Below are 12,048 nucleotides of genomic sequence, written 5' to 3'. Positions count from 1 at the left end.
ATTTTGTGCGAACATGTTATTAAAATAATAAAAAACCAGATTATATAATGATATGCAGGCGTTAGAAAGGAGAAAAATAATGAGATATTATGTATTGGAAGGCACATTTTCAACAAAAATCACGGATGAAACTGTGTTGCAAAAAGCGATTAATGAGCATCTTGAATATTTGAAAAATGGATTTAATGATGGCTCAATTCTCGTATCTGGCCCCAAGGTTGGAACAGGTGGTGGCATTATTGTTGTGAAATGTAAAGATATCGACAAATTTTGTAATGATGATCCACTGGTAAAAGCAGGCGTTCAGGAATATCGAATTTCAGAGTTTAAACTGCATGATTGTCAGAGCTATCTTAAAGATTGGTTTAAAGAGTAAAAAGCAGTTGAAGTTTTCGTTCAACTGCTTTTTTAGAATACTAGAATTCACTTATTAAGACATCCATCTATACAATTTCAAGGACTTCTTCAAGTGATCTTCTTGTTCTTCTTGGATAAAGCGCTTTTGTCTCATCGTAATGTCCCAACCCAATGAGCATAACCACTTCTTCACTTGCATTTAAATTAAATGCCTTTTTAATGCCTTCAAAATCCACGCCACTCATTGCATGACTGTCCACGCCAAGATCTTTAGCGGCTAACATAATGGACATTGCATAAAGGCCTGCATTGCTCTCTGCAAATTTTATCTTACGTTCTTCTGAACTGCCATATAAAAATCCAGCTGCATCTATAGCCCCTTGTGCTTGTTCATCGCCAATCATTGCTTTCAACTCTGCCCAAACAGAATTCTCTGGACGATAGCCTTCACGATCACCCACAACAATCAATGTCACAGGTGCTTCTTTAATCTTCGGTTGCTTATTTGCATTTTCGGATAGCAATTCCTTTTGGGCTTCCGATCTAACGGCAATAACTCTCCATGGTTGTAAGTTAAAAGCTGATGGTGCAAGGCCGGCAAGCTCTACAATCTCTTTTAAAGTTTGGTCTGTCACTTCTTTTTCTGGATTGAAAAAATTCACGGATCTTCTTTCTGTAAAGGCATCTCTTAATAACATAATGTTTCCTCCTTGTTCACTTTAAAAGCACTCTTGGCTTTATAATAGTTTAATAGTTTACTGATTTAACGATTCGATATTTTGATAATTAGGCGATTCAACAACATTTAAGTCTCCTCTGCAGCTCAAAACACTTTGCGCTGACGCTGTTTGAGGTTAAACACCCCTCATCACAACTTTTGACTCAAATCTTGTTGTTTATACAAGTTGAATATCACTAATTAGTGATATATGTTTAAAAAAAAGGAATTTGACCTTAAAACAAATTTTAGCTTAAGTCTCAAGTCCATTTACCTTTTTTAAAAGCAGGTGAAGCTGATGCTTCTCCTCTTCGGTCACTAATTTAAAGAAACGGTTTAATTCCTTAAGATGCAAATTAAAGACTTCCTGGATCAGAGTTTCTCCCTTTGCCGTCAAGTGAATCAAGAAAGCACGTCGATCCTCTGGATTAGATTGTCTCGTCACAAGACCTTCCTTTTCAAGATTCTTGATCACCACTGTCATGTTCCCACTGGTGGAAAGCGTTTTGTCAATCAATTCGCAAATCTTCATGTCCCCTTTATGGTACAGGGCTTCGAGAACACCAAACTGCGCTACAGTCAACTTATATCTCGTCAGAAAGGTTTGAAGCTCTCTGTTGAGCGATAACTGCGTCCTCGATAATGCAATAACCAATTTTAAATTGGTATCATTTTCTTCACCGTAAGTATTTATCTTCTTCATGAGTACAATATATCACTAATTAGTGATATTGTCAACTCGTTAATGACCTTTCTTTTTCTCTTTTTTTTGTTTTTGTTTTTTTGCAAATTTCAATTTTAATTGCTGTTCTCTAAACGCTTTGGATTGAGATAATCTTACTTTCTTTTGCGACTCTCTTTCTGCTCTTATAGCCTCTTGAGATTTGGTTGAAATACCGACCTGATTCATCTCTTTTGAAACCAAACGCTGTAATCGTTTCGGATTAATGCGCTTAGTTACGCTCTGAATACAGGCTTCATCCTCCGCATAAAAGTCACTGAACTTTAGTTTAAAATAGTACCGATCTACAAAGTTTAAAAGTTCTTCTCCTTTGGGTTCTGCGCCAAAGGTCACTTTGCAAACACTAATTTCCCCATCCCTTTTCTCTTCAAAAACACCAACCCAAAAAGAGTTTTCATAAAAAACGGTTAATTGATTCATAAGGCCTCCTGTTTTTTTGTGCATTTTTGAGAAGGGACAACCCCAGGAGGGCAGGTTACTGACAGCATCGCTGCATCCGGACTACCTACCGGATCGTGTTTTTATCTCTGCAATCTTATGTTATCTAATTTGATTTACTTTGTCCACATCAAATTTCAATAGACAAAAAACATGTAAGTGCCCATGCTACGAACGCCTTACATGCTTTAAGATGCGTTTAACGCCTCATTTTAAACCTTAAAAATCAATTGATCTAATTCAGCGTTTACATCAATTAAAATATTGCTATAATCTGAAACTTCACCAGCCAATAGTTTGCGACCAATTTGAGTTTCCAAATGTTTTTGTAAATAACGCTTTAATGGTCTTGCACCAAACTCTGGCACATAGGCCCTGTCAATGATATAATCCTTAGCCGCATCTGTAAGAGAGAGCTCAATGTGGCGTTCTCTTAAAAGAAATTGCAGTTGGAGTAAAGTCAAGTCTATGATCTTTCTAATTTGACCTTTGCTGAGCGGTGTGAATAATACGATTTCATCCATTCGATTGATAAATTCAGGTTTAAAATACCTAAAGAGCATTTGATGGACTTCATTTCTAGTGGCATCATCCAATTGTCCTTGTTTAATCTTTTCAAGCAGGAGCTCACTGCCAATATTAGAAGTCATAATAATAATCGTGTTTTTAAAGCTGACGGTTTTGCCCTGATTATCTGTCAATCTCCCTTCATCTAATAATTGAAGCAAGATATTAAAAACATCGGGATGCGCTTTCTCTATCTCATCAAAGAGTAAAACCGAGTACGGTTTACGTCTCACTGCTTCGGTGAGCTGACCACCTTCATCATAACCCACGTATCCCGGAGGCGCGCCAACCAAACGTGAAACAGAGTGTTTTTCCATATATTCACTCATGTCAATTCGAACGAGATTGTGTTCATCGTCGAAGAGGGATTCTGCAAGCGTCTTTGCAAGTTCTGTCTTTCCAACGCCTGTCGGTCCTAAAAATATAAATGAACCAATTGGTTTTTCTGGATCTTTGAGTCCAGCTCTGGCTCTTATAATCGATTCTGCAACTGCATTAACCGCTTCTTCTTGTCCAACCACGCGTTTATGAAGATGCGCTTCTAAATTTAAAAGCTTCTCTTTTTCAGTTTCGTTGAGTTTACTGAGTGGAATACCCGTCCACTTGGAGATGATTTCAGCAATTTCTACTTCAGTTACTTCTTCTTTGAGCAATGTCATTTCATGTGTTTCTGATTTATTTTGAGCTTCTTCCAACTGTTTTTCAAGCTCTGGTAGTTTTCCATACTTCAAGCTTGCCAGTTTTTCAAGATCATAAGCACGCTCTGCTTCGTCAATTTCTCGTTTTGTTTGTTCTATTTCTGCTTTAAAGTTTTTCTCTTTTGTGAGAATTTGCTTTTCAACTTCCCACTGAGCTTTCATATCCTGTGATTTTTCTTTGATGCTCAAAATTTCACGTTCTAGCTGTTTAAGCCGTTCCTTAGCACTTTTATCCGTTTCCTTTATCAATGCCTGTCGTTCAATTTCAAGCTGCAATTGTCTTCTATAAATCTCATCCAAATCACTTGGCATGCTGTCAATCTCTGTTCTAATCATGGCAGCTGCCTCATCCATTAAATCGATGGCCTTATCCGGTAAAAACCGCTCTGTAATATAGCGACTTGAAAGCACCGCACAAGCCACCAGTGCAGAGTCTGTAATTCTGACGCCATGATGGATTTCAAATCGATCTTTCAAACCTCTCAAAATAGATATGGTATCTTCCACCGTCGGCTGATCCACCATAACCGTTTGAAAACGACGTTCAAGTGCTGCATCCTTTTCAATATACTTACGATATTCGTTAAGAGTGGTTGCACCTATACAGTGCAGTTGTCCACGTGCCAGCAAAGGTTTTAGCAGATTACCAGCATCCATTGCGCCTTCGGTCTTACCTGCTCCCACTATATTATGAAGCTCGTCTATAAAAAGTAATATCTCACCTTGTGATTTTTCCACTTCATTGAGAACTGCTTTTAACCGTTCTTCAAACTCACCTCTAAACTTGGCACCAGCAATTAAAGCCCCCATGTCCAATGCAAATACTTTTTTATTTTTTAAGCTTTCAGGCACATCACCGCTTAAAATACGCTGTGCCAATCCTTCCACTATGGCAGTTTTACCGACTCCAGGTTCTCCAATGAGAACAGGATTATTTTTAGTTCTCCTAGATAGAATTCTGATAACACGCCTTATCTCTGCATCTCGCCCAATCACAGGATCTAATTTACCGGTTTTAGCAAGAGCCACTAAATCCTGCGCATATTGCTTTAGAGCCTCATAGGTTGCCTCAGGATTATCCGAAGTAATTCTTTGGTCACTTCGGATCGTCTGCAATGCTTCAAGGAAAAGAGATAGCGTAATGCCATATCGTGTCATGAGTTTTGAAGAAAAAGTGCTTTTTTCCTTTAAAAGTGCAATATAAACATGCTCCACACTTATATAGTCATCATTAAAATGTTTTGCCTCTTCTTCTGCTTGGATCAAAAGTTGATTTAACCTACGTGTTCCTGAAACTTGAACATCATCACCATAAACAGATGGTTGAGATTCTAAATAAGCTTCAATTTCATGGGTATAGGCATCCGTATTTATATTTAAGTAGGTCAGAATTTTCAGTATAAGGCTGTTCTCTACTTTTAAGAGTCCATAGTGGAGATGCTCACCATCTACCTTTGAATGATTGAGTTTTATTGCCATTTTATGACCTAAATCAATAGCCTCAGATGTCTTTTGCGTCATTTTTTCTAAATTCATCTTACACCTCCTAATTGCCATCAATCATTTTATCAGCACTCTATATCGTCGAGTGCTAATTTAATTATAGCGATTCTTCTTCCAAAATTCAATCTCTGATAGGCAAATCCAATTGTAAACTTTTTATGTATACTCCCATTGCCAAAGTCCAATCGTTTGGCACACCACTGCTCATTTATAATATCCTCTGATCCAGTAAAGCATTAAAAAAGGTGTTGTAAATCATCTGAGTCTTTTTAAGAATACTAATAAAAGAACTCATAACAAAAATACAACACCTTTAGTCAATTAATTATTGACAACATTTTCTGGTTTTAGCCACGCTTGATTGGCGTCTAGCTTAACTGAAAATATTCTACCATAATTTTCTTCATATTTAGATTGATGATATTTGAATAACATTTCATTGTTAAACTTACCAACAATTTCTATTTTTCCTGTTTCATGGCTCATGCAGAATTTGATTCTTTTGCTGTGACCATGCATTAATTTTTTTGCATTTTCCACGATGTCATATGCTTCGTCAAGAGGAACTTGAAATTGATTTTTCACACCTTTTACGGGTCTACATTGGAAAATGTAGTAAGGTGAAATACCATTTTTCACAAGTCTATTAATAAGAGTTGCAAGTGTCTCTGAGTTGTCATTGACACCTTTTAAAAGAACCGTCTGATTATTCACAATGATGTTGTGATCTAGCAGACTTTGGACAGATCGAACGGCTTCATCAGTCAATTCGTTTGGATGATTAAACTGGGTGACTACGTAAATACGTTTAAGTTTTGAATATTTACTTAGGAGGCCCAATAAATTTTGATCAGAATAGATACGTTCTGGAAATACCACTGGCGTACGTGTTCCAAATCGAATAAAATCGAGATGATCAATCGTTATCAGCTCTTGCAGATAGGCCTCAATCATTTCATTTTCGAGTAAAAAGGAATCGCCCCCAGTGATTAAGACATTATTAATTTCTTTATGATCCCTGATATACGCCACAGCTTCCTTGATGAAGTCAAGCGTTTCACTCGTGTTTGTGCCAACGAGTCTCTTTCTAAAACAGTGTCTGCAGTACATCGCACATTTATTAGTGGATAAAAGCAGTGCAGTGGTCGTGTATTTGTGTTGTAAACCTTGCATCTTCGTATTTTGAGATTCACCACTCGTATCGAAATCTCCATCCATATCAAATTCACCTATAGATGGTATTGCCATTTTCCTTATTGGATCACTGGGATCCTCTGGATCAATCAGATTTAAATAATAAGTTGTCGATGATATGGGAAAATGTTTTGTAATTTTTTCATAATCCCTTTCCTCCTCAGGTGAAATTCGAATGAATGCTTTGAGTTTTTCAACATTGTTGACGTTGTTCTTCAAAGAATCCTTCCAGGTCATTTTTACCCCCTTCAATATTAATTTATGTGTTAAATAATTAGCACTACTTAACTCACACTACAATTATACCATAAAAACTTATCAATAAAAAGGTATATTTTACCATAATATAACTATTACAATCCATAATTACTTCAATCTATGTAAAGTTGACGTTAAATTTTTCATTTAGTTATTTTTTTGTCAATCATTTCCTCATAATTATAAAAAATTTTCTCATCTTTAGAAATCAATTCATTTCTTTTTCGTAATATTTATGTCTTTTCCGTAACTTTTACATTGCTATTTTTCTTTTACTTCCCACTCGAAGCATTTCTCGAGATAAATATTACATCCAGTTAATAATTACTTCTATTTAATACAATTATATATTAATTTTTTATATGATTTCAGATTGATACACCACACCCTTTGTGATATTATTAACGCATAAATCAGCAGCGCATTTTCACCTGAGTATGGACATAAAAACGCGCTCAAATTGATTTGTTTACCAAGTTGGTAAACTGAGCTTTATGAAGCATAGAAAGTACACCTGCTAAAATCGATTAAATAGCATATTCTTATTCAGCAATAAAGCATTCTCCTTATCTAAATGATTATGATAATCCTATCAAAATTTATTTTGATTTAGAGCCTATATTCAAATCGTTAAAAGCTGTTTAAGTGCTTATGCCCATTTATTATTATAGCAGGTGTATCTATTTCTAAAAAAAACAATTTTACTTTAGCCCTATATGCCATAATTTATTTGGAGATCACTCTCAGTGTATCTGGCTGATCTGTTCTATAAAGTTGAAATCCAGTGTTGAAGACTTTTTAGATAAGTTGACGTTCCACCACTAGGTAAATTGATGTTCTACTATAATAAATTATCAAAACTATAAATTATCATAACTTTCTAAATTCAAAGAAAAGGAGAATCCCATGGAAATAAAAGTGTGTATCGGCAGTGCATGTCATCTAAAAGGCTCTTATGATGTCATCAAAAAATTTCAGGCGTATATCACGAAACATCAACTTGAAGAGACCATTATTTTAAAATCTTCATTTTGTCTTGGTAAGTGTTCAGAAGCCGTCTCTGTTCAGATTGATTCTGATGAAGTGATCTCTATGACGCCAGATGCAGTTGAACCTTTTATGGCAATGTTGAAAAAGAAGGTGATCTAATTGGAATTCATCAAATTTGACCCTGAACTTTGTGATGAATGTTTTAAGTGTCTGCGGATATGTCCTACAAAAGCCATCTCTTTTACAACTAGAGGCCGACACATTATCGATGACTTATGTATCAAATGCGGTCTCTGTCAAATGCATTGCACACAAGACGCTTTGACGATTCAGCTCGATCTCGAAAAGGTGCAACACGCCATAAAAAAAGGCAAGAAAGTGCTCGTTTCTCTTGCGCCTTCGTTTGCTGGTGTTTTCACTATGAAATCTCCAGAACAAATGGCAACTGCCTTAAAACAGCTTGGATTTGAAATCGTGGAAGAGACTGCAAGAGGCGCAGAAATCGTCTCCCTTGAGTACGAAAAATTCATCAGTGCAGGTCATACGGATAACATCATAACCAGCTGTTGCCCCTCTAGTAATTATTTGGTTGAACACTACTATGAAAAGACACTAAAGAGTGTCTTACCCGTGGTATCTCCCATGACTGCACATGGTCTTGATCTCAAATCTCGTTATGGCGAAGATCATATGACCGTTTTCATCGGTCCATGTCTTGCTAAAAAAGCTGAAGCAGTGGATCATCCCAATGCGATTGATGCGGTTATTACTTTTAAAGAATTGGAGAGGTGGTTTTCAGAAGCTGGCATTGTCTTATCCGATTTAAAAGAAACTGCTTTTGATACACCTGTAAGTCGTCGTGGCAGAGCTTACCCTATGGGGGGCAGTTTATGGAAACGCGATCTCCAAACTCGGATAAACCCAAAGTATAAATACATTCACGTGGATGGTATCGAGGACTGTAAAAGCTTTTTAAATGCTGTGGAAAATGGCGAAATAAAGGGATACTGTGCCGAACTCAACATCTGTTCTGGCAGCTGCATCAACGGACCAGACGTCCCATCAGATGCCCCCTCTCTCTATAAGAGAATAAGCCTTTTGACAAATTACGTTGAAAAAACACCTTTTTTGCCGACAGATATCCCTTATGTGGATGATCGTCTTACCAGCTCAGAACTGTATCAGACATTTGTGCCAAAATTGGTGAATAAAATTGCCATAAATGACCATCAGGTCTCTGAAGTGCTCCTTAAAATGGGTAAGTATACCTTGAAAGATCAGCTCAATTGTGGCGCTTGCGGATACAGCTCCTGTTATGAAAAAGCTGTGGCCATTACTAAGGGCTTCTCTGACATTGATATGTGCTTAGACACGCTCCGCAAAAAGGCAGAAAGCCTCCAAGCTATTATCTTTGACAACAGCCCAAATGCCATCTGTATCTTAGATTCTGAGCGCAGAATCCAAGAGGTTAATCCTTCTTTTAATCAGTTGTTCAATGCAACGAAAATTAAGCTCACTTATTGGCCAATTGCAGCGCTTGTAGATGATACGATCTTTGAAGAGATCGCTGACTCCAATCACCACCGGATGAGTAAAAAAATATATCTTCCATCCGTTGATCGCACTTTCTACTCCAATGTGGTCAAGATTCAAAATGGTAAAATTTATGTGGGCATCTTCACGGATATCACTGAAGCTGAGAACAATAAGGACGAACTTGAAAGGGTTAAAGAGGAAACGCTCATCACCTGCCAACAAGTCATAGAAAAACAGATGAGGGTTGCACAAGAAATCGCCAGTTTACTGGGCGAAACCACTGCAGAAACGAAAATTGGCCTCAACAAACTCAAGAAACTCGTATTGACAGAAGGCGGTGATTAGAATGCTTTCTGACTATTATATAGAAGTTGCACACCACTCGCTTAATAAGTACGGTGAGGAACTTTGCGGCGATAAGGTCGAAATCATTAAATCAAAGGATAGAATGATCGTGGTATTGGCAGACGGTCTCGGCAGTGGTGTCAAAGCAAATATCCTCGCCACCCTAACCAGTAAAATCATGATTACCATGCTTGAACAGGGTGCAGACATAAAAGACACAATTGACACCATAACACACACGCTTCCCATCTGTAACGTTCGTAAAATTGGCTATTCCACTTTTACCATTTTAGAAATTGATCATCAACTCAACGCAAGGATCATTGAATTCGATAATCCGCCTGTGTTCATCCTTAGAAATCATAAGATTTTGGAAATTGACAAGATCGAAATTTTATCTGCTGATAAATATGTATGGGTCAGTGAATTCAAGCTTGAAGTCAACGATGAGATTACGCTTTGTTCTGATGGTGTTATTCACGCTGGTGTAGGACGCCTTTTAAATCACGGTTGGGAATGGCGACATGTGGCTGAATTCCTAGAGCTTCAATCAACACCCTCAGCAGAAAAACTCAACAGACGCCTTATTGAAACATGTAAAAAACTCTATGATGACAAACCCGGTGACGACACCACAGCTGTCACTATAAAAGTTAGAAATCCTCAATGGCTTCAAATCCTCACAGGTCCCCCTGAATTAAAAGCAAAGGACTCAGAAGTCGTTTCTCAATTCATGTCGCAATTCGGCAAGAAAATCGTTTGTGGTGGCACTGCTGCCAATATCGTCTCTAGAGAACTGGACCGAGAAATCGTAACTGAAATTGAGTATATAGATCCTTTAGTACCTCCCACCGCTAGAATAAAGGGGATTGATCTTGTAACGGAAGGTGTGCTCACACTTAAAATGGTACTTGGCAAACTCAAACAAATCAATCTCAATGCCGATGAACCCATCTTTACAAAAGAAGATGGTGTCAGCAGGCTATTAAAGCTTTTGCTGGAAGAGTCCACACATATTCATTTTTGGGTGGGACGTGCCATAAATCCTGCACATCAAAATCCTGACTTTCCAAAGGAATTGAGTATAAAAAATAATATTGTTAAAGATATCGTAAACGAATTATCCGTCATGGGGAAATTGGTCACATTAGAATATACAGATTGATCAAGATACACCCCGTGGCTCAAGAAAATAATAAAGGTGATCCCATGAGAAAATATGAAAACCATGTTCAAAAAATTAAAAGCAATGTCCTTATTGAAGTGGCGCGTTTAGCATTTAAAGGTGATTTAGAAACTCAGATAAGCACAATTCCCTTTAAAGTCAATCCAGGACCTGAAGAGCAATACAGATGTTGTATATTTCATGAACGCGCCATCACCAGTGATCGCGTCCAAATGGCAATTGGCGGCAACCCGCATATGCCCGGCATTATTGAAGTATTAGAATCTGCCTGTGATCAGTGTCCTGTGAACCGCTACGCCATTACCGAGGCATGCCGTGGTTGCATTGCACACCGTTGCCTCAACAGTTGCCCGGTAGACGCTATAAAGATACAGAACAACAAGGCAATTATTGATTATAACAAATGTATCGAATGTGGTAAATGCAAAGAAAGCTGTCCTTACAACGCCATTGCCGATGTCATGAGACCTTGTCGTAGAGACTGTCCCACAAACGCCATAAAAATTGATCATCGCAAAAAAGCGGTTATTGATTATGATCTGTGTATCAGCTGTGGTGCATGTGTCTACCAATGTCCATTTGGCGCCATTCAAGATAAATCTGAAATCATTCCCGTCATCGATACTATAAATTCTGGCAGTAAACACCTTTATGCTATGGTTGCCCCTGCCTTTGCCACACAATTCGATTTTGTGGATTTAGGGCAAGTGATCACAGGCATAAAAAAGCTGGGTTTCAGAGATGTGGTTGAAGTTGCGCTCGGTGCCGACTTAGTAACCAAGCACGAAGCAGATGAACTGATTAAAATGAAATATCACGATAAAGTACTTACCAGCTCCTGCTGCCCCAGTTTCGTTGAATACATTAAAAAAAAGTTCCCAGAACTTCAAACACATATTTCATCGACTGTATCTCCAATGACAGCTACTGCGCGACTTATAAAGGCAATCGATCCAGAGGCAGTTGTGGTTTTCATAGGACCGTGCATCTCTAAGAAAAAAGAAAAACAAAAGACCAGCGACACCGATTATGTACTCACATTTGAAGAACTTGCGGCACTTATGGATGCCAAGGACATTCAATTAGAATCTCTTGAATCCACACCACTTAACAACGCCTCATATTATGGCAGAAAGTTTGCGGCAAGTGGCGGCGTCACACTCTCTATTTCAAATTATATGGCTGAACAAGGCGTCGAGGGTATTGTCTCTCTTGCTTGTGATGGTATTGAAGCCTGTGACAAAGCTTTAAAACTGCTTAAATTCAATAAACTTGAAGCAGATTTCATAGAAGGCATGGCTTGTAAAGGCGGTTGTATCAAAGGGCCTGTTACAATGCATCATGGACCAAAAGATCTCAAAGCACTGGATGCCTACTCTAAAATGGCCTTTGAAAACCGCACTGCTGATGCCCTCAGCGTATTTGAAAATATCAACATCTCCTTGGAATAAGGACACTATACACTATCCTAACACACGCACAAAAGCACCCAACCCCTGGGTGCTTTTGTGTTTAA

At 38.0% G+C, this 12,048-nt stretch carries 10 protein-coding genes; 5 read left to right on the top strand and 5 right to left on the bottom strand.

Features of this window, described 5'->3' with window-relative positions:
- Positions 1 to 79 precede the first annotated feature (79 nt).
- A complete protein-coding gene (locus ISU02_RS06150) occupies positions 80 to 376 on the top strand; it encodes a YciI family protein (RefSeq protein ID WP_194700929.1) in 297 nt (98 codons plus the stop codon).
- Positions 377 to 443: 67 nt separating this feature from the next.
- Here the strand turns inward: ISU02_RS06150 and ISU02_RS06145 are convergent, their stop codons facing one another.
- From ISU02_RS06145 to ISU02_RS06125, 5 genes are all read right to left on the bottom strand, one after another.
- Complete coding sequence (locus ISU02_RS06145; RefSeq protein ID WP_194700928.1) at positions 444 to 1,055, bottom strand: nitroreductase family protein; 612 nt, start codon at positions 1,053 to 1,055, stop codon at positions 444 to 446.
- A gap of 273 nt (positions 1,056 to 1,328) precedes the next feature.
- Positions 1,329 to 1,778, bottom strand: coding sequence for a MarR family winged helix-turn-helix transcriptional regulator (locus ISU02_RS06140; RefSeq protein ID WP_194700927.1), 450 nt, complete (start codon positions 1,776 to 1,778; stop codon positions 1,329 to 1,331).
- Positions 1,779 to 1,817: 39 nt separating this feature from the next.
- On the bottom strand, positions 1,818 to 2,237 hold the full coding sequence (locus ISU02_RS06135) for a YjdF family protein (RefSeq protein WP_194700926.1): 420 nt from the start codon (positions 2,235 to 2,237) through the stop codon (positions 1,818 to 1,820).
- A gap of 230 nt (positions 2,238 to 2,467) precedes the next feature.
- On the bottom strand, positions 2,468 to 5,056 hold the full coding sequence (clpB, locus tag ISU02_RS06130; protein WP_194700925.1) for an ATP-dependent chaperone ClpB: 2,589 nt from the start codon (positions 5,054 to 5,056) through the stop codon (positions 2,468 to 2,470).
- Positions 5,057 to 5,344: 288 nt separating this feature from the next.
- On the bottom strand, positions 5,345 to 6,454 hold the full coding sequence (locus tag ISU02_RS06125) for a KamA family radical SAM protein (protein WP_194700924.1): 1,110 nt from the start codon (positions 6,452 to 6,454) through the stop codon (positions 5,345 to 5,347).
- A gap of 927 nt (positions 6,455 to 7,381) precedes the next feature.
- Between ISU02_RS06125 and ISU02_RS06120 the strand changes: the two genes are divergently transcribed.
- The 4 genes from ISU02_RS06120 to ISU02_RS06105 are packed head-to-tail and all read left to right on the top strand — an operon-like array spanning position 7,382 to position 11,983.
- Positions 7,382 to 7,624 carry a (2Fe-2S) ferredoxin domain-containing protein gene (locus tag ISU02_RS06120; protein ID WP_194700923.1) on the top strand — a complete coding sequence of 81 codons (243 nt, stop codon included), beginning with the start codon at positions 7,382 to 7,384 and terminating at the stop codon, positions 7,622 to 7,624.
- Positions 7,625 to 9,346 (top strand): [Fe-Fe] hydrogenase large subunit C-terminal domain-containing protein, encoded by a 1,722-nt coding sequence (locus ISU02_RS06115; protein WP_194700922.1) that lies wholly within the window; start codon positions 7,625 to 7,627, stop codon positions 9,344 to 9,346. It abuts the gene before it with no gap.
- Position 9,347: 1 nt separating this feature from the next.
- Complete coding sequence (locus ISU02_RS06110) at positions 9,348 to 10,511, top strand: PP2C family protein-serine/threonine phosphatase (protein WP_194700921.1); 1,164 nt, start codon at positions 9,348 to 9,350, stop codon at positions 10,509 to 10,511.
- 44 nt (positions 10,512 to 10,555) lie between these two features.
- A complete protein-coding gene (locus ISU02_RS06105) occupies positions 10,556 to 11,983 on the top strand; it encodes a 4Fe-4S dicluster domain-containing protein (protein ID WP_194700920.1) in 1,428 nt (475 codons plus the stop codon).
- Positions 11,984 to 12,048: the final 65 nt, after the last annotated feature.

Source organism: Fusibacter ferrireducens (genome assembly GCF_015352425.1).
Lineage (GTDB): Bacteria > Bacillota > Clostridia > Peptostreptococcales > Acidaminobacteraceae > Fusibacter_A > Fusibacter_A ferrireducens.
Note: the sequence above shows the minus strand (reverse complement) of the source record. Positions and strands in the feature narration are given on the sequence as shown.

What these genes read in the sequence shown, in the direction of transcription:
- clpB (WP_194700925.1), bottom strand. Translation starts at nt 5,056, where the DNA reads ATGAATTTAGAAAAAATGACGCAAAAGACATCTGAGGCTATTGATTTA.
- ISU02_RS06150 (WP_194700929.1), top strand. Translation starts at nt 80, where the DNA reads ATGAGATATTATGTATTGGAAGGCACATTTTCAACAAAAATCACGGAT.
- ISU02_RS06110 (WP_194700921.1), top strand. Translation starts at nt 9,348, where the DNA reads ATGCTTTCTGACTATTATATAGAAGTTGCACACCACTCGCTTAATAAG.
- ISU02_RS06105 (WP_194700920.1), top strand. Translation starts at nt 10,556, where the DNA reads ATGAGAAAATATGAAAACCATGTTCAAAAAATTAAAAGCAATGTCCTT.
- ISU02_RS06145 (WP_194700928.1), bottom strand. Translation starts at nt 1,055, where the DNA reads ATGTTATTAAGAGATGCCTTTACAGAAAGAAGATCCGTGAATTTTTTC.
- ISU02_RS06140 (WP_194700927.1), bottom strand. Translation starts at nt 1,778, where the DNA reads ATGAAGAAGATAAATACTTACGGTGAAGAAAATGATACCAATTTAAAA.
- ISU02_RS06135 (WP_194700926.1), bottom strand. Translation starts at nt 2,237, where the DNA reads ATGAATCAATTAACCGTTTTTTATGAAAACTCTTTTTGGGTTGGTGTT.
- ISU02_RS06125 (WP_194700924.1), bottom strand. Translation starts at nt 6,454, where the DNA reads ATGACCTGGAAGGATTCTTTGAAGAACAACGTCAACAATGTTGAAAAA.
- ISU02_RS06120 (WP_194700923.1), top strand. Translation starts at nt 7,382, where the DNA reads ATGGAAATAAAAGTGTGTATCGGCAGTGCATGTCATCTAAAAGGCTCT.